Source organism: Dictyobacter sp. Z7_2 (assembly GCF_057551105.1).
Genome location: NZ_BAAJPE010000001.1, coordinates 3,162,483 through 3,181,730, shown reverse-complemented (window position 1 = coordinate 3,181,730; position 19,248 = coordinate 3,162,483). Strand labels below are relative to the sequence as shown.

The following is a 19,248-nucleotide window of genomic DNA, read 5'->3' as shown; positions in this document are numbered from 1 at the left end:
CCAAGCCAGCAAATCAAATATATATATTGTAAAATGTCACCTCAACAGCGTTACTTATAGTAGGGTTAAGTATCCTTGTGACGTATAACATATATATCAGATCAGTTAATAATGTCACTCCGACAGCGTTACTTATAGTAGGGCTAAGTATATTTGTGACGTATACATCAGATCAGTTAATAATGTTGATCCATATGCTCTCTTATATAAAATATACCGATGGAGGTACTCTACAATGGAAAATGACTTCTCACAAAACGAAGAGAAGCCACCGATGACCCCCCAGGCACAACCTAATGCTGCCATGGATGCTTCCTTCAACGAAAATCCAACCGTCAGTGAAAATCCAACCATTCAGCCATCTGTCCCGAATTACGCATCAGGACCATTCCCACCGGCAGCACCCAATAATCCTTCTGCGCCTAACTATCCATCGGGACCGTTCCCACCAGCGACACCGCATAATCCCTCTGCCCCCAACTATCCACCCGGGCCTTTTCAGCAATCAAACTATAACTATCCATCTGGGCCTTTTCAGCCCACGGTTCCCAATTATCCAGCTGGACCATCTCAGCCCTCAAATCCCAACTATCCAGCTGGACCTTTTCAGCCCGCGAGTCCTAACTATCAACCAAATTATAATCCTTATACAAATCCTAATAATAACCCACAGCCAAACTATATGCAGCCTCCGCAGCCACAACGTCCTCCCAGACAACCTAAAAATCCGGGAAGGCTGGCAAAGCCATTACCACTCTGGGCATTCTGGGGAGGCCTTGCACTAATTGTGGTACTAATGATCGTGCTTCATCTAACTGGCAGTGACTGGGCGGCTGGATCTTTGCATGCATCATATGCAGCACTGATCATCGGCATTGCCCTTGTCATCGCGCTGATCGTCCGTTATATCGATGGGATAAACTCGACACTCAATCCGACACGCACGCGTCAACAAGTCATCTCAATCGCCTGTATTCTACTCTTATTTCTCTACTCGTTTATCGCGCAAGCGCTTCAGCCAACTCTGCACATAAGCCAGGGACAAGCGTTAGAGAATCAGCAACAGTGGTCACAAGCAATCAGTGAGTATACACAAGGAGGAGAGAAGGCACCCACAAGCGTTAATCTGGCACGTACATATACATCATGGGGATTAGCGTTGGATAAGCAGGGACATCATGGTGATGCCTCGCAAAAATTCCTCACCGTCATCACCCAATATAACAGTCCAGAAACAGCGACTCAACTCAAGCGTGCCCAGGATGGCGATATCAATTCTCGTCTGGCACCTGCGCAGCAAAGTATGCAAGACAAAAATTATAGCCAGGCCACCAATAGCTATGACACTATTTTACAGCTCTCGTACTGCACAGCTGATTGTAAATCGAAGGTTGGCAATCTGGACGCTACCGCCTATGATGATCTAGGCCAATCCTACGTTCAACAAAAAGACTATCAGAACGCGGTGCATGCCTTTGATACTGTGCTCAACAAATTTCCCGATGCCCCCAACGCCGCACAGGTACGCACCACAGACGCCACAACCTACTATAACCTTGGCAGAACACAGCTCCAGGACAAAAGTTACAGCGCCGCAGTCACATCGTTCGACACACTCAAAAGTCAATTCCCAAGTGCGCCTGAAGTCAAAACATCGCACAGCTACATGTCCAAATCGCTACTGGGATACGGTCAACAGACCCGCGCCTCCAGTTGTAGTGACGCAATCCCGATCTACCAGCGCCTGGACAAAGAGTTCGCAGATACCAATGAGGGAAAAACAGCGAAAGATGCTCTTAACGCACCGCAAACCGTCAAGGGACATTTTACCAACGTCGAGCCCAACATCCCCTTCAGCCAGATGGCTCTGACCCAGGGATTAGAGGGTGGCATGAGCCAGGATGCATTATTCTCTCATTGGGACAACGCATCGATGAAGACGGATATTGACGGAAGTGGGAACTTTACTTTCACCGGTGTCAATCAGGGGACGTATAACCTGCTCTGGTATGCCAATGATGGCACCTATGAGCATGTCGAATTCATCTATTCACAAACGACCTTAAAACCATACTACAACGCACAAGTCGGTCCCCTATGTGCAGTCAACGCAGGTGATGTTTCAAATTCACAGGTCACAAGCTCATTCTAAAGCGGCGTCAGCAGTGTATGCGCAACGCCATTACATCAAGAAAAGAGGCACATCCACGATTGGATGTGCCTCTTTTCTTGATGTATACAGCCTGCTACTGAAAAACCGTCGTACGCCGAAAACAATCGGGAGCATGATCATCCACCATCCCAACAGCCTGCATAAAAGCGTAACAAATCGTCGCGCCAACGAAGCGAAAGCCACGTTTTTTCAAATCCTTACTCATTACCTCGCTTTTGGCCAGCGCGTTCTGTTCCTGAGCATTGATCAGAGGCTTCCCACCCACGAACTGCCAGATATATGCATCAAAACTGCCAAATTCCCGCTGAACTTCCAGGAACGCTTTGGCGTTTTCAACCACGGCATTGACCTTCAGACGGTTACGTATAATACCTTCATTTTGCATGAGAGCTGCTTGCTTGTCTGAGTCGTAGTGAGAGATTTTCTCGGCATCGAAATTATCAAACGCTGCGCGGTAATTCTCACGCTTCTTGAGGACCGTCAGCCAACTCAGCCCTGCCTGTGCGCCCTCCAGATTAAGCATCTCAAACAGCAGGCGATCATCATGGACGGGGACGCCCCACTCCTCATCATGATATGGTATAAATAAAGCATTAGATTCTGCCCAGGTACATCTTACTTCATTCTGTATATTCATTATATCCTTACTAATGAGATTGCCATATCTTCATTATTAGTACAAATCTGTTCATCTCACGTGAATGTGCTGAACAGCCTCAAGCACCGACCAGTATAGTCTTTCTCTATAGTATGCCTACGTGTAAATGAGGTGTCAAGCAGGAAGCAGCTCATAGAAGAGATAAAACATATTCCTTTGAGCAGTTAGTCAGCGTCGGCAGAAAATCTTTCAATGAAAGTGATTGTGTTGAAGTGAGAAAAATAAAGTGGAATAGAATAATCTTATGCCTGCCCATAGACAAGCGAAAAGCGATAACTGGCATGATTCTTTTTCCACTCTTCGGGAGCAGCCTGCAAGACGTTATCATAGATGTCGGGGGCAACATTCAGTTGCGAGCACACTCCTGCTTTGAGTGCTCCATAGGCCGCCAGACAATCAGTCTCCAATAGAGCCCCAACATGTGTATTCCAGGTTCCAACAGGCAGATCCAAATAGCGAGAATGAATCTGTTTAATCCCTGCATTCTCGGCCATGATGGACAGATCCTCCATAAGCTTAGCATCAATGCCACGCGCGATCAGAAACCTTTGCGCCCATTCCAGCAACTTCAGCGAGGCCGGTCCAGCATTAATAATGGTAGCTCCTATCTCAAGGAGCTCGATCCAGCCACCAGGACGTGTCACACGTACAAGTTCGCTCAGACATTGTGGCCATGATTTTGCGGGGAGAGCCAGAGCAAGCATACGCTGATGGGTAAAATCAAAGGAAGAGGTCCGAAAAGGCAGACCCTGAAAGAGATTACCCTGTACGTACTGATAATTGGGTGGCGGGATCATGATAGAGGATGAACGTGAAAGAGATTGAGCAGGTTCTAAATCAAGGCCAACTATCCGTGCTTGAGGAAACTCTTGCGCCATCTCCTGTCCCCAGATACCTGTACCACTACCAACATCAAGGATAGCAGAAATGGCATCTTTGTCGACAGGAGCAGCATAGTTACCCTTAAGGGCATAACGAAAGAGATAATGCTGAAGATTAAGTCGATCTCCCTCCATCAGGTCAGTGGGCAGAGCATAAGGGATATCTGAGCGATGATAACGATTGCCTGCTATCACGCGGGGATGCTCGGAGGCATCGGTCTGTGCCGGCACAGTATCTGTTCGTGGACGAAGACCAAATAAACGTTGAAAAAAGCTCACGATAGACATCCTCCCTACAAGTAGGATACATTTAATAAAAAATAGCGTCGTCGCCCATATGTTGTCGTCTCGGATACAAATAATGGCTCAAGTCAGCTCAGCCTGAGACCGCAACGTTGCGGCATCAAGCTGAGCTGACTTGAGCCATTCATTAGACATACATGTTTTTATACATTTCAATAGCACACAAATAATGACAATTTATTCATCCTGCTCCCTCTATTATACAGATGTATCAATCAAAAGATATAAAGATATTATTAAAATTCTCTTTCTCTTTGCTACTTGTTGCGCCCCTCAGCCGCCAGATCTAAGGCCATCGCCTAATCGTAACCAAAGAGATACACAAAAATTCAAATAGCACAACTCAAATGATTTTTATGAGATATCATAAGATCAGGAGCTATAACCAGCTATAAAAGAAAAGCTTATGCGTTTCTTTCCTTACGAGCTTATTTTCCTTCAAATGACTGCAATAATTGCAACATGGCATCACTATCTAACGTATTTCATTTGATAGAAAGAAATAGTGACGATAAGATAATTATTCCATGTACATAGCCCTGGACGAAAGGATTTTTTGATGGACGTCTCTATCCAACAATCCCATGATGAAGAGCAGCAGCAATCTGAAATTTCAGGCCGTACCCGGCGTGAATTCAAATTAGATCCACAAGCCATGAGCCTCAATCCATTTCCCTGGTATCAGAAAATGCGTGCCTCAACACCCATCTTGCATGACCCCGAAAATGATTTCTGGCAAATCTTCCGTTATGCGGACACGCAACAAATTCTCAACGATCCTGCCACCTTTTCATCTGAAGTTATGCAGCGTACAAGCACTTTGACAGAAGAAGAGAAAGCGCAAGCCGGAGAGCCGAGCATCCTTAACCTGGACCCTCCACGCCATCGCCAACTGCGTTCTTTTGTCACGCAGGCATTTACGCCGCGCACGGTGGCCAATCTTGCGCCCCGCGTGAGTGAAATCATTCATGAGCAACTTGACCACGTTGCGGCCGATGGTCATATGGATCTGATTGAAGATCTGGCCTATCCACTACCAGTAATCGTGATTTCCGAGCTTTTAGGTATTCCGTCTAGCGATCGAGATATGTTTAAGCGCTGGTCCGATGATGTGGTTAGTCAGGATCAAAGTCAAACCATGCAATCTGTACGCGAGATGAGTGAATATCTCAAGGCAATCACCGATGAGCGCAGAAAAAAGCCAAAAAACGATCTCATCAGTGCTCTGCTGGCCGCACAAGTCGATGGACAGCATCTTACCGAAGGCGAGCTCATCAGCTTCTATATTCTTTTACTGGTTGCTGGCAATGAGACAACGACCAATCTCATTGGCAATGCGTTCACTTGCTTTGACGACTATCCACAGGCGCTTGAGCAGCTACAGGCGGATCGTACACTGATCCCAGGCGCTATCGAAGAAGTGCTACGCTTCCGTTCTCCAGTCCAACGCCTGATACGTATCACAACAAAAGATACCGAAATTGGTGGACAGCAGATACCAGCTGGACAGATTATTACTCCCTGGCTGGGCTCGGCCAATCGCGACGAGACTCAATTTTCCGATCCCGATACCTTTGACATTAGACGCTCTCCCAATCGTCATGTTGGTTTTGGACACGGTATCCACTTCTGTGTTGGTGCGCCGCTCTCCCGACTTGAAGGAAAGATCGCACTGGAAATCATGCTCGAACGCTTCAAAAACATCAAGCGCGACGACAGTGTGCCATTAGAACGCATTCCCGCCGCCTCAGCATTCTTTGGTATCCAGAAGCTAAAAATCACCTTCGAGAACGCATGACGCAACTCCAAGACTTACCCAGTGACTGTAATTATTACCGAGAAACTTTTTGCGGACACTGGAGATAACAGACGATAGTAGATAGTGAATAGATCACCCTTTGTGACAATCTATTCACTATCTTTTTTATCCGCCAATCTGCTTACTCACAGCGAGAATGAGCATGCATTGCTCTACCCACACAGTAACGCCGTTGTTTAGCACAAAAACACCGAAGCTATTCGATTCAAAATGTAAAACTCATCATTATTCAGGTTACGCATTGAAATTATTAGTAAAACATACTATAATAAACCCCATAGTTTTAATAACAATATCGCTAAAGGATGAAATCTATTGGTGCATATACACATCTCAGAACCAAATATGTTTTCACTATCGGTGATGCCATCAAAGGGTCTATCCAGATTAGTATCCGCAGATGCTGATCTCTTTCGCGAGGTATTCAAAACAGAGCCAACCTACTACTGCAATAGCTGGCTCTACATGCTTCGTGCCACCAGAGATGATCAGGGCGCATGCGGCTATAAATTTGTAGGAAAGGATGTATTGATAGGTATTGGCTATCGCAATCAAACCGTCTATCTGGTCCATCCTATGGGAAATAATCGCTTCACAGAGACGCTCGCTTTATGCCAAAAGATACAACATGATATGCATTGCGCAATCATCTTAAAAAAGGTAGACCAGGATCTCTATCAATACCTCCATACGACCCCACTCTTGACACAACACCATGCCGCATCAATGTCTTCTGATGAAACGTTGCTACAGTATCCCACTACTACCACGCTGCTAGAAGAAGAAGCGTTTCCCGAACAGATGCTACATTTGAATGATTTATATGGTTCAGCCACTGAAGGCTATAAGCAACCTGGTTCATTTATTAAAAAAATAAAGAGGTTTGAGAAAAACGCTATTACATTGTGCCTCCGCAACAATTGTAGCCAGATCGAAAACATGCCAGGTTTCTCGACGTTGCTTGCACCAGATTCAGACAAATATAAAAGTTATCTTCAAATCATCCGCGAGGTCAGCCAACACAAGCAGAAGGATGAGCGGTACAAAGTTTGCGCCTATTATGACGAGCAGAAGACACTCCACGGCCTGTATATAAGTGAAGCACTTGGAGAGGGCAAGATGGGTCTCTACTGTGCAGTTTCATCAAAAGCATTTCCTGGCATTACTGAGTGGATGGATCATAATTTTTTTCAGCAACTCTATCGCGATGGTATCCAGTTTCTCTATCTAGGAGGTGCAGAAACACAGGGAGTCAATAGGTATGTCAAAAAGCTTTTTCCCATCACGCCACCTTATCTTCTACGGCCAATGCATATAGATAGGGTGTGATTCATTTTTGCAATCGGAGACGTTTTATGGACGATACCGTAACTGCGCTCGACCTCTTTCTGCTTGCCTCCCAAGGCAGTTGGCACACTTATCTCTTCGAATATCAGGAGGCACTCAATGCGTTCACACATTCGTATCGTTGTTGGATCGATTATCGTCATCAGCCTACTCATGATGCTCACTTTAGGCTTGCACGTGGGAGGAAATAATCTCCTCAGATTTGGCATCTACTCGCCTCTCCTGGGAGCATTTCTCGGTGGTTGCCTGGCACTTATCTCCATCAACATTCCTATGGGGCCGGAGGAAAATGTAGAGCCATGGACAAAATATGAAAAATTATCCTGGACGCTGATCGGCTTGAGCTGCATTGCCTGGGGGATAGGTGAGTGCTTCTGGCGTTATTATATTGCACACGGTGAAAATCCTTTTCCATCTCTGGCTGATATTGGATATGTAAGCTTTTTACCGTTAGCATTTCCAGCGCTCCTGCTTCAAAGCTTCACCAAAAGCAACACGAATACCAACAGGCATGCATTTTTACTCCTGGACAGTCTGATTGCAACCGGTGCTCTATTAAGTATCGCCTGGTCTCTGCTCTTAGGACCATTAGCACAAAGCCCTGAACAACCGCTCCTCGGCAAATTTCTGGGACTCTATTATCCTATGGCTGATATAGCCCTCCTCAGCTGTACCATTTTCTTACTCCTTAGAGAACACGCTTCCAATCATCATATTAAGGCTCGCAGCATTAGCTTGTTGCTCGTTGGAGTTGGCTTGACCATTTATGCCACTTCAGACTTTTCCTTTAATGCGCTACAGAATATGGGATTGCCGGTAGACGCAAGTTGGATCGATCTCGGATGGCCCATTGGCATGATGATCATCGGCCTGGCCGCCTATCTACGGCGCTTTTTACCAGGACGAGCAAGAAACAACCTCAGAGATGAGCCAGATATTATAAATTCAAAGGAGAAAACATTAAATTTCTCTCCTTTTTTACCTTATCTACTACTTTTTTCGCTATTTGTGGTATTGGCATTTAACGTCCTTTCCGACGATGCAATACAAGAAAAAACGCGTCCCGTCCTCATTGTAGCTACCTTCATCGTAGTCAGCCTGGTCATCATACGTCAAATCATCACAGCACGAGATAATATTCGCCTCATGCAGGAAAAGGTAGAAACACTTGAGCAATTGGAGCTTGTCTATCAGGATGTTGAAAGGCGTCAGATGAATCTGGAAGCCGGAGTAACTCATTTGAAGGAGATACAGACTCGACTGGCGAATGGGGACGTCCAGGCACGAGCTCAAATTATGAGCGGTGACCTCTGGCCACTGGCTAGAGGCTTAAATATTATGGCTGATCGTATGATGCGCTCAGAACAGCGTCAAAAGTATGCCTACAATTTAATCAAAGCCATCAGAGATCTCAATACCGTCCTTGAGCATCGCGATACCAGCATACCTTTTGTTCTTCCCTGCTCCTGTGTAGATGCACCACTGGAGTTACATCACCTCTTACAGATCATTGGCTTGAAGCCCCAGCAGAATTTGGCACACGATTCACTACCCACCTCTGAACCACTCCCAATTATTAGCTCACCACTCACACCTGAACCGTTACCGATATCACTACCATCGCCGGCGTTCTCTTTACCGACTCACCCCGATCCATCATCCATACCGGGAAAGAGGCTGACTCACCCCCATCGTGTCTCTCTTCTGGCCAAAAGTAACGATGATAACCTCTTATCAGATTAAGCCATGCAACGAGAGGCATCCTCACAGCGCATCATCTTTCAGGCGCAGAGAAGGCGTCTCTGATGATCAGAGACGCCAACAGCATTGAATCATGCCAGATTAACCAACAAAGGAGGGATCTTAGCTCGTTCAGTACCTATAAGCGATAGCCCTCTTCACCATGTACCGCCAGATCGAGTCCTAACTCTTCATCTTCTTTAGGTACACGCAAGCCCATCGGAGTAAGCAATTTGAGGAGGATAAACGTGATAACAAAGGCGTAAGCGACGCTGACAACTACTGCGAGAAGCTGCGTGAGAAATTGACCAGGATTTCCAAAGAGCAGGCCATTATTGCCAGCGCTATTGATTGCTTTTTCGGCGAAGACACCTGTCAACAAGGCACCAACGACTCCACCCATGCCATGGGCAGCCCAGACATCGAGGGTATCGTCGATACGTGTATATTTGCCTCGGAGCATGAGCATGAGATACGTGACAAGACCAGCCAGGATGCCTATCGCAATACTTGCCATTGGGCCAACAAAACCACTGGCCGGTGTGATAGCGACCAATCCAGCCACAGCACCCGTTGCGGTTGCGGTTGCACTCGGCTTCTTATGTTGAGCCCAACTTAGCACCATCCAGGTCAAAGCGGCTGCGGCTGCGGCCGTATTTGTGACCACAAAGGCGCTGACTGACAGCGGAGATGCTGCTAATGCACTTCCTGCATTGAAGCCGAACCAGCCGAACCATAGAAGTCCAGCCCCTAACAGAATAAAAGGAACATTATTCGCAGTAGCAGGTGTCCCTTGTCTATACTCCAGGCGCTTACCTACCACGATCGCCGCAGCCAGACCAGCGAAACCAGCACTAATATGGACGACAGTACCACCAGCGAAGTCTAATGCTCCCAGACTATGCAACCAGCCACCCATACCCCATACCCAGTGCGCGATCGGATCATAGACCAACGTGCTCCAGAGGAGGACAAATACAACCAGTGTACGGAAGCGGATACGTTCGACAAAGGAACCAATGATGAGTGCCGGGGTGATAATGGCAAACATGCCCTGGAAAACCATAAAGGCCAACTGAGGAATCGTGCCTGCATAATCGGCATTCGGAGCAAAACCAACGCCGCGTAAGCCGAAGAAATCCAGGCCACCGATCAGCCCCAGACCTGTATCTTTGCCGAAGACCAGACTGTATCCAATCACAACCCATTGAAGGCTGACCAGCCCGAGAATAACAATGCTCTGCTTGATAACGCTCACAACGTTTTTGCTAGAGACCATTCCCCCATAGAAGAAGCCAACAGCCGGAGTCATCAGCATGACCAAAGCGGCAGCAGTCAAAACCCAGGCGGTATCGCCAGAATTGATTGACTTGGCATCGAAATCACCTGCCGATGCGCCCGCAAAAAACTTGGACGCAACACCTATCAGAACCCCTAACGCCAATAAAATGATGACTTGAATAATAAAAGGACGCTTGCTCGCTCGTGTGACTTCCTGTTCAGCTGAAGGAGATTGAATCTCGGTCGTAACCATGCAATTACTCTCTTTCTCGGTGTACTGTTCTACCCATTCTACTCTAGATAAGAAAAATGCAGATCCATCGGGAGGACCAGCTTCTACGACCTCCTCATCCTTTACATCCCATCCGGCTCGCAGCCAAAACTGGCCTGTTGTGCCTGTGAGCCGGATGAGCATACCATCTGACCTCCACAAAAGAGGACATATGATTTAAAGGAGGTGAGTCTGAGATCTTTACACCTTGATGTCTTGTTCCTATTTCGGCTGAATAAAGAAAGGCGGATCTTACATAGGTATACAATTATCTGTCGATAAAAGCACTAGTGAGCAGCATTGGTGAGAGGAAAAATCAACATTGATTTTATCGTGATTGCCTGTTTCTTTATAAGCCAAGTATAGAGCCATTACCTCTGATCTTCCTACGGCTAATCTGTTCAAAAAACAACGGTAATTTTTTGTGCATAGTGCACATAAATGAATATTTTTTAAGAATTTTTTAAGAATATGTTACCATAATTTCAATATATTTTAAGTAAATAGGTGGATAATTTGGGAAATATTTATGAAAAACATACCACGTATGTGCATATTATACAGTATTTTCTACGGCCGCTTGCTTCAAATACCGTATTTATAACTATTGATCAGCCAGTATAATTCTTCTATGCACCGATAGGCATGAATAGAGGTATATGCAACCAAAAGGCTCTCGCTCTAGAGCGAAAATAATGGAGTGCACGCTGCATGCTGAATTTTCTACATCACTCAGCTGTACTTACATAATGATGAGTCATAGATACTCTATCTACATAGATCGATGACATTAACAACGTGATATTGACGAAAGTAGCTACACTTCCTATACTTCACCATAGAAATATGATCTTACGACACGCATGCATCAGGTTTAAGGAGAAGATATGAGTCAACAATTGCCACTACCATGGTTCCTGATCAAAAAGGAGCTTGATGGAAAGTGGTATATTCAAGAGAGCCTACTCGTCTGTGCCAGCATCTTTATCCTGACCTTTATCATAGCGATCCTACACATCTCCACGCATATCTCTGATAGTTTGCTGCTTTATCTCGTCCTTATTCTCACATACGCCACCCTGAGAGGTATCTATGATGCCTTGCTGGCATCATTCCTCGCCTTCTTTCTCTTCGACTTCTTATTCATTCCGCCAGCGCGTAGTTTTCAAGCATCCAAATTTGAAGATATTCTGGGACTCTTAATCTTTCTCTTCAGTGCGATTCTTACCAGTTATCTTGCCACAGCGCTACGTCATCAGATCAGAGAAGGGATACAAAAAGAGCGCAATGCGCAATTGCTCTACCAGCTAGCGCAGGCACTCAATCGGCAAGAGACATTAGAAAAACAGTTAGCCCTCTTTGCAGGCTATTTTGAAGAGGTCTTTTCCGCATTCGGGCTTCAAGAATGCCTCTTTTTACTGCCCGACGCTACCGACAACTTTATCGCCATTGCCTCGCGAGCAAGCACCAGCCAAAAAGCTTATTTACCGTTGAGTGAAGAAGGTGCCCTGCTCTGGGTCAATCAACATCATCGTAGTATCACATTATACGAACCCGGCATGGTTCGATTGCACAAACATGCAGCCCCACGCAAACTTCACGATCTGCTGACGTTCAAGAAACAACAGATCTACACATCATTCTGCACGCGCCTGATCCCATTGCAAGTTGATAACGACGTGAAAGGAATCTTGCGCCTGCGACTCTATGTAAACTCGCCAGACACCTATGAACAATTCTGGTCCGAGACGCACAATCCATCATCGGCCTCACAAGTCTTCTTCTCCACCCTGCTGGAGCACGCTATCACCGTTATTCAACAGGAACAGCTACGCCAGGAGCGGGTCCAACTTCAGATCTTCCAGCAGACCGAAAAGCTCCGCTCCGCCCTGCTCACCTCGGTCTCGCACGATCTACGGCGGCCACTCACAACGATCAAGGCTGCCACCGAGAGCCTGCTGCGCCAGACAACTACACGTAGCGAGACCGAGCAGAGCTTCCTGGATACTATCGAGCGCGAGAGCGATTGGCTGGACAGCTTGATCGAAAATCTGCTTGATATGTCGCGCATTGAAGCAGGAGCACTCCAGCCACAAACTGTCTGGTACGAGTTCGATGTGCTTGTGTATGACGTCCTATTGCGCATGCAGCCACATTTACAGCCACGCGAGATCAAAGTCGAGATGCCCGCAGAGATCCCGCTGGTCGCCATCGACGTCGTTCTGATTGATCAGGTGATCACAAACTTAATCACTAACGCCGTAAGTTACACTCCACCCGAGACCACTATCACAATTCAGGTTTTAGTTGAGGAATTTCAGCTCCTCGTACGTATAGTAGATAGAGGTTCTGGAATCCAGGAAGCGGAACACGAGCATATTTTTGAAAAGTTCTATCGTCTCAATCCAACCGTGAACGAAAACATCTCGGGGCTGGGATTAGGATTAGCAATCTGTCGTGCTATTGTAGAAGCCCATCAGGGACGTATCTGGGTTGAAACCAATCCTGACGGTGGCGCAATTTTTGCCTTCACACTTCCATATGCACCATTAGAAGGAATTTTAATCGATGAGTAAACGGAATGCCCGTATTCTAATTGTTGATGACGAACATGAAATCGTTCGTATCCTCCAAAAGAGCCTGGTTGCACAGAAATACGAGGTCCTGACAGCGTTCGATGGCAAGGAAGCCTTGCAAATCGCGGAAGAGCAGCATCCTGATCTGCTCCTCTTAGATATCAACCTCCCCAGCCTCAGCGGCATCGACGTCTGCAAACAACTGCGCGCCCGCTCTCAACTGCCATCGATCATCATCATCTCGGTACGCAACAAAGAGCGCGAAAAGGTCAAAGTGCTCGACGCCGGAGCAGATGATTATATTGCCAAACCCTTCGGCATCGATGAGGTACTGGCACGTGTGCGCGTCGCGCTACGTCATGCCGAACACCTCACCCCGGCGGAAAGTGCCGTCACATTTGCGCTCGGACCCCTCCTCGTCGACACTGCCCAACATCGTGTCCAGCTCCACGACAAAGAGATCAAACTTACACCCATCGAATACAACCTGCTGCTGATATTTTTGCGCAACCAGGGAAAAGTACTCACACAACGTATGCTCTTAAAACAGGTCTGGGGAGAAGAAGAAAGCGCCCAGGCCAACTACTTACACGTCTACATCGCCCATCTGCGCCGGAAGCTTGAGCTGGATCCCGCCCACCCACGCTTCTTCCGTACCATTTCAGGAGTAGGCTATTGCTTCGCAGACAGCCTTGAAGTTGAAGAAAACGAATAAATACATCCATACGTAATGATATATTCTCGTAGCACCTCTAGTGCAGATCCAACACGTCATGGAATAACATAGCATAGCTTGACACCATCAAGATGCTTATGCTACCATGAAAAATAAGTAGTACGCATTAAAAGTAAATACCCTCTTTTCTTACATCTCGTCTCAGCATCTCTAATTGAGAGACGAGAGAGATAAAGTAGTAAGAAAGAATAATGCTACTTCTGTAAAAACACGCTACTACAGGATCATTTAACGCTTGCACTCCACGGAGTACACTTCCACATCCACCGAGGAATAGCCATGTTAAGAAATTCACGCGCACCCGAACAGCTCTCCACGCTAGAAGATGTCCAGGAACTTTATCAATGGTTTGACCATATGCGTGCCCATCAGCCAGCCTGGTTCGATGAAAGCAGCGGCTGCTGGCACGTGTTTCGCTATAGTGATGCCTCTCGCGTCTTAACGGACTCGACAACCTTCTCGTCTGAACGTCGTCAAAATCGTATTCTCCGTCCCGAGGACTCCGGTCGCAGCCTGATTGCGATGGATCCACCCGATCACCGTCAATATCGCAACCTGGTCTCGCCATCCTTCACACCGCACGCGCTTGCGCGGCTCTCTGGACGTATCAAAGAGATTGTGCAGGACCTCCTTGATCAGGTGCGCGACAACGGCTCGATGGATATCGTAGCCGATTTCGCCTATCCACTGCCAACGATAGTGATTGCAGAGATGCTCGGTGTTCCAACCACAGATCGAGCACTTTTCAAAAAGTGGGCGGACTCGCTTCTCTCCAGACAACTCAGCGACGCAGATATCTTCAAGCCTACCGCAGACATTGAAGCCAACGTAGATGTACAGCGCACACGCCAATCTTTCCAGGAGATGAGCAGCTACTTTAAAGAGATGCTGAAAGATCGTCAATTGCATCCTCGCGAGGATATGATGACCGAGCTCCAGGCTGCGGAGATCGATGGCAAGCGCTTAGAGGTCAATGATGTCATCAGCTTCTGCGTCTTACTACTCCTGGCCGGACATATCACCACCACGAATCTGTTGCAACAGGCACTCTTTAACTTTGATCAACATCCAGAAGCCAGAGCACAGCTCCAGGCACAACCAGAACTGATGCCGAAAGCCATAGAAGAGGTCCTGCGCTATTCCTCACCGGTCTGGCGTGTCGTCCGAACCACCAAAGTAGATGTAAACATCGCTGGTACCACAATTCCAGCCGATTCAATCATCTTCTCATGGTTAGCTTCCGGCAACCGTGATAAAGAACAATTCCCCAATCCAGAACAGTTCGATATCACGCGCACCCCCAACCGGCACATCGCCTTTGGGCACGGTATCCACTTCTGCATTGGAGCTCCACTCTCACGTCTGGAAGCTGCGGTCGCTCTTCCCATGATCCTCGAACAGTTCCCTGACATGCACATCGACCACAAAGAGCCGCTTGAACTCCAGGATAGCCGTATCTTGTTCGGTTTCAAACGCTTACCCGCTATATTTACAGCGTAATATTCTGATAGATCGTTATTATTGGCAGTCAGAGAGCCAGCATCAATTAGGTCATCGCCTAATTGATGCTGGCTCTCTGCTCTTTTGCCCCCTGCTATCTCGCTCCTCATTTAAAATCTTAGATCTTTTTTACATTTCATTGATAGGTTTTTGATATTAGCACATTATAATCAATAGCTGTAGCAATAGAATGGAAAGGGATACTTTTGCTCCTGAGCTGCGCTTACTAACAACCAATATACATGGAGGTAACTATGCTTTCAAGAGAGAAAAGCATTGGCTTCAATTTACATACACTTATATATGCTGTGCTTGGTCTTTTGCTGCTAGGAGCCCTGGCATTACGGATCACATTTTATCATGTGACGACCAGCGACTATACATTTTTCATCAGCCAGTGGTATGACTACATCAAAAGTAACGGCGGCTTTGCCGCACTCAAAGACAATTTTTACAACTACAATCCACCGTATCTCTATTTCATTACGCTGATGACCTACACCCCGATACCGAAACTGATCGCCCTCAAGAGTATTTCAGTTGTCTTTGATTTCGTCTTAGCCATCTTTACCTATCTGATTATCAGCTTGAAGTATAAACGCTCCTATGCAGCATTTATAGGAGCACTCGTACTCCTCTTTGCACCAACTATTTTCATCAATAGTTCTGCCTGGGGACAGTGCGATGCCATTTATACTTCATTTTGTCTGGGCAGTCTTTACTTCCTGCTCAAAGATCGCAATGGATGGGCCTGTGCTTTCTTTGGGTTAGCCATTTCATTCAAGCTCCAGGCCATCTTCTTTTTGCCAGTCCTGCTCATTGTGCTAATCAAAAGAAAGGTCGCTTTGAAAGATCTCGCGCAATATCTTGTGCTGATACCAGCGATCTTTTTCATCCTCCTCGTCCCCACCCTGATAGCCGGACGAAGCGTCGGCAGCGTCCTCAGCGTCTACGCCGAGCAGATCTCCACAGGAGGAGGTGGCGCTGGCACAGCTACACAATTCACGACCGGCCGCACTGGTGTGACTGGAGCAGGAGAGAATAGGCAGTTCAATGGACAAGGAGGCCCTGGCGGCATTGAACTCCCCGAAGGCGCTGGACAGTTCAATGGGCAGGGAGGCCCTGGCGCGTTCGAGCGTCCCGAAGGTGTTGGACAGTTCAACGGACAGGGAGGCCCTGGTGGAGGTGGGTTCACTGGCAATGGTGGAGGTGGAGGCAACGGCTTTTCATCCTCAAAATTGACCTACAATGCGCCTAGTTTCTATCAATGGATAACAGCAGACTCAACTGGTTACTGGAAATATGCCGGTATCCTACTTGCTGGTCTGGTAGTACTGGCAGTCGGAATTCTCGTCTGGACCAGTAAAATACCACTCACATCAGAGATTATCATAAAAATCACGCTGACCCTGGCCCTGGCGATTCCATTTTTGCTGCCCGAGATGCATGATCGCTACTTCTATCTGGCCGACGTGGTCTCGATCATCTACGCGTTTTACTTTCCGCGTTCTTTCTACATCGCTATCATTGTACAACTATGCTCATTGCTCAGCTACGCGCCCTACTTCTATAATAGCGCCATCGTGGGCCTGGGACTGGTCGCCTTTGCCGTCCTCGTTGTCACAATCATTACGTTCACAAATTTAATTTTTACACTCTTCCCTGACTTTAAAGAGAAAGTGTTAAAACCAGAAGGTGATTTCGATAACGAAACCACATCCACAGCCATCAACGCCACATCATCTCAAAAACTATCCTCTGATGGAACTGTATAAATGGAAGGACACTTCTCGTTTTCAGTCTGAGTCATAACGATCAGAGTACACGCAGATATGGCAGCGGCTATTGGGGAGCCAGCTGCCATGTGCCATATCCCCCACTTGAATAATCACAACTATTATTGCGCTCACTGCAATAGGTGCCCGACATAGAGCCGTCGGCATGCACATTTCCCTGGAAGAGAAGGGGTGGATACTGGGTATAAGGAGTAACAATGAAGCGCAGTTCTCTAGCGGCATTGATCGTGCCATCGAAATCCGCCTGTCCCGACAAGCCATTGCTAAAGGTTACCGTTCCTTTGAGTGTTGTCCCTTGCTGCTGAACATTGGTGAATGTGAGATCTCCCGGAATATTCGCTGATTGGTTATAGACCGATCCAGCATACTTACTTCCCGTAACGATCGTTGGTACTGTACTGGTAGCTTTTTGACCTACCGTGGGTGATGGCCTGGCCATCTGAGTCGGCGTCACCACGACCGTCACAAGAGGAGTAGGAGTGGCTACCTGCGCGGTCTGAGTCGGATTATTCTTTTGGCTTATACCTGGATCAGGAGAGGTCGAGCCATTCATCGGCAGCATGCCAGCCAGATAGAAGATGCCCGCCGCTAAGACAAGTAATGCCATGATTGCCACCAGCAAGAGTAGCAAGCTCCGTGGACGAGAACGCTGGACACGCGCAAATGCTTTTGGGCTCTGCAAGATATCCATTTCCGCTGGCGCGACGCCCGCCGAGGAAGCAGCGTGCGACGTCTCTGACCCAACAGCAGGAGTATTAAGGATAGCGGTTGTTTCTGGAACCGTCTCTTGTACAGCGATATCTTCCGCTGATATAGAAGTTAATGGCTCTTCTGATGTCTCTGGAACTGTCTCTTGCGCAGCAATATCCCCCACTGGCACAGGAGTTAATGGTTCTTTTGATGTTTCTGGAATTGTCTCTTGCGTAGCAATATCATCTACCGGCACAGAGGCTAAGGACTCTTCTGATACTTGTTGATCAAGCATGGGCACCAGAGATGCAATCGGAGTGACCGGAAGTGCTGTCATCCGACCTGAAGCGGCATCCTGAAGAGCCTGCCAGAACTCTGGCACAGAATCGAAACGATCCTCAGCATGCATAGCCATAGCACGCTCGATCACAGCCGAGACATCAGGCGCCAACTGGGGCACCTGTTGCCTCAGGGGCTCGAGTGGATCAATGCCCTTGGTACGCAACTGGATCACACGCTGGAAAGCATCGACTGGCATCACACCGGAAAGCATCACATAGAGCGTTGCCGCCAACCCATAGATATCAGTTCCCAGATTGGTGCCAAATGTATACTGCTCTGGAGCACTGTAGTGCGGAGAGAGTCTGCGCACAGCGGTCGTGGTAGCATCCTGATTATATTCCTTCGCAATGCCAAAATCGACCAGGACCGTATCATCCTTAGAAGAGGAGACAATAATGTTGGCCGGCTTGATATCACGATGAATAATTGGTGGCTCACACTGATGAATATAAGAAACAGCGTCGACAACGGGTTCCATCAAGCGCAAAGCGTAGGCAAACGAGAAGCGTTTCTTGTGCTGATGTTGGCGCAATACGTCAAGATTCTGACCAGCCACATAATCCATGAGTAGATAGAGGCGCGAATGCTGATCCTCTTCAAAGATACTATAAAAACGTGGCAGCGCTGGATGATCCAATCGCCGCAGGAGCTCACACTCCACGATAAAATTTTTCCGCGTACGAACATCAGGATCAATAATTTCTTTCAGAGCAAAGCGATTATTCGCGACACGTTGATCGCGCACAAGATAGACCGCTCCAAATCCTCCCCTGCCCAGCAGATCCTCGATAATAAAGCGACCATGGATGATAGTTCCATTGGACAGATTTTTCTGTGTCTCTTGCACAATAACACCTCAAGTAATATGAATTCCATTTCTAATTCATCGAGCAAAAGAGCACGGAACGCCAACACGTCGACATATGACCAATCTTTGTACTCTCCTATAACACGCACAAGCCATGCTCATGGTTGAGCCACAGACACAGGCAAAGATAACCCTTTTCTTTCCCATTTCTGAATACCACTTGTTTTTCTATTTTTCTAAACGACAATTTCTTATCAAACCAAACATCATAAATGCTATCCACGCCGCTAATTTATAAAATTTTCTAACTATCATAGCTATTGACAA

The 19,248-nt window shown here is 47.1% G+C and carries 12 protein-coding genes; 8 read left to right on the top strand and 4 right to left on the bottom strand.

Going from position 1 to position 19,248, the window contains the following annotated elements; genetic code table 11:
* Positions 1 to 235: 235 nt before the first annotated feature.
* Positions 236 to 2,152, top strand: a complete 1,917-nt coding sequence (locus AC27N8_RS12655) for a tetratricopeptide repeat protein (protein ID WP_487067500.1) — start codon at positions 236 to 238, stop codon at positions 2,150 to 2,152.
* Between the two features lie 94 nt (positions 2,153 to 2,246).
* Here the strand turns inward: AC27N8_RS12655 and AC27N8_RS12650 are convergent, their stop codons facing one another.
* Positions 2,247 to 2,810 (bottom strand): DNA-3-methyladenine glycosylase I, encoded by a 564-nt coding sequence (locus AC27N8_RS12650; RefSeq protein WP_487067498.1) that lies wholly within the window; start codon positions 2,808 to 2,810, stop codon positions 2,247 to 2,249.
* A 263-nt stretch (positions 2,811 to 3,073) separates the two neighbouring features.
* The gene (locus AC27N8_RS12645; RefSeq protein ID WP_487067496.1) at positions 3,074 to 3,991 is read right to left on the bottom strand and encodes a class I SAM-dependent methyltransferase; all 918 of its coding nucleotides are present in this window, start codon (positions 3,989 to 3,991) and stop codon (positions 3,074 to 3,076) included.
* 583 nt (positions 3,992 to 4,574) lie between these two features.
* Between AC27N8_RS12645 and AC27N8_RS12640 the strand changes: the two genes are divergently transcribed.
* The 3 genes from AC27N8_RS12640 (at position 4,575) to AC27N8_RS12630 (ending at position 8,924) form a co-directional block, all read left to right on the top strand.
* Positions 4,575 to 5,813 carry a cytochrome P450 gene (locus AC27N8_RS12640; RefSeq protein ID WP_487067494.1) on the top strand — a complete coding sequence of 413 codons (1,239 nt, stop codon included), beginning with the start codon at positions 4,575 to 4,577 and terminating at the stop codon, positions 5,811 to 5,813.
* A 339-nt stretch (positions 5,814 to 6,152) separates the two neighbouring features.
* Entirely contained in the window at positions 6,153 to 7,163 is a 1,011-nt protein-coding gene (locus tag AC27N8_RS12635) for a hypothetical protein (RefSeq protein ID WP_487067492.1), read from the top strand.
* 117 nt (positions 7,164 to 7,280) lie between these two features.
* Complete coding sequence (locus AC27N8_RS12630; RefSeq protein WP_487067490.1) at positions 7,281 to 8,924, top strand: hypothetical protein; 1,644 nt, start codon at positions 7,281 to 7,283, stop codon at positions 8,922 to 8,924.
* Positions 8,925 to 9,060: 136 nt separating this feature from the next.
* Here AC27N8_RS12630 and AC27N8_RS12625 read toward each other — a convergent pair whose 3' ends face one another.
* Positions 9,061 to 10,287 (bottom strand): ammonium transporter, encoded by a 1,227-nt coding sequence (locus AC27N8_RS12625; protein ID WP_487067925.1) that lies wholly within the window; start codon positions 10,285 to 10,287, stop codon positions 9,061 to 9,063.
* Between the two features lie 1,073 nt (positions 10,288 to 11,360).
* Here AC27N8_RS12625 and AC27N8_RS12620 point away from each other — a divergent pair.
* The 4 genes from AC27N8_RS12620 to AC27N8_RS12605 all read left to right on the top strand — a co-directional run bounded on the left by AC27N8_RS12620 (position 11,361) and on the right by AC27N8_RS12605 (position 17,060).
* On the top strand, positions 11,361 to 13,049 hold the full coding sequence (locus AC27N8_RS12620) for an ATP-binding protein (protein ID WP_487067488.1): 1,689 nt from the start codon (positions 11,361 to 11,363) through the stop codon (positions 13,047 to 13,049).
* Positions 13,042 to 13,764 (top strand): response regulator, encoded by a 723-nt coding sequence (locus AC27N8_RS12615; protein WP_487067486.1) that lies wholly within the window; start codon positions 13,042 to 13,044, stop codon positions 13,762 to 13,764. Before AC27N8_RS12620 ends, AC27N8_RS12615 begins: the two co-directional genes overlap by 8 nt.
* A gap of 300 nt (positions 13,765 to 14,064) precedes the next feature.
* Positions 14,065 to 15,285: a cytochrome P450 gene (locus AC27N8_RS12610; protein ID WP_487067484.1), complete on the top strand. Its 1,221-nt coding sequence runs from the start codon at positions 14,065 to 14,067 to the stop codon at positions 15,283 to 15,285.
* Positions 15,286 to 15,539: 254 nt separating this feature from the next.
* Complete coding sequence (locus AC27N8_RS12605; RefSeq protein ID WP_487067482.1) at positions 15,540 to 17,060, top strand: glycosyltransferase 87 family protein; 1,521 nt, start codon at positions 15,540 to 15,542, stop codon at positions 17,058 to 17,060.
* 67 nt (positions 17,061 to 17,127) lie between these two features.
* On the opposite strand, the gene AC27N8_RS12600 is transcribed toward AC27N8_RS12605, so the two are convergent.
* Entirely contained in the window at positions 17,128 to 18,960 is a 1,833-nt protein-coding gene (locus AC27N8_RS12600) for a serine/threonine protein kinase (RefSeq protein ID WP_487067480.1), read from the bottom strand.
* Positions 18,961 to 19,248 lie beyond the last annotated feature (288 nt).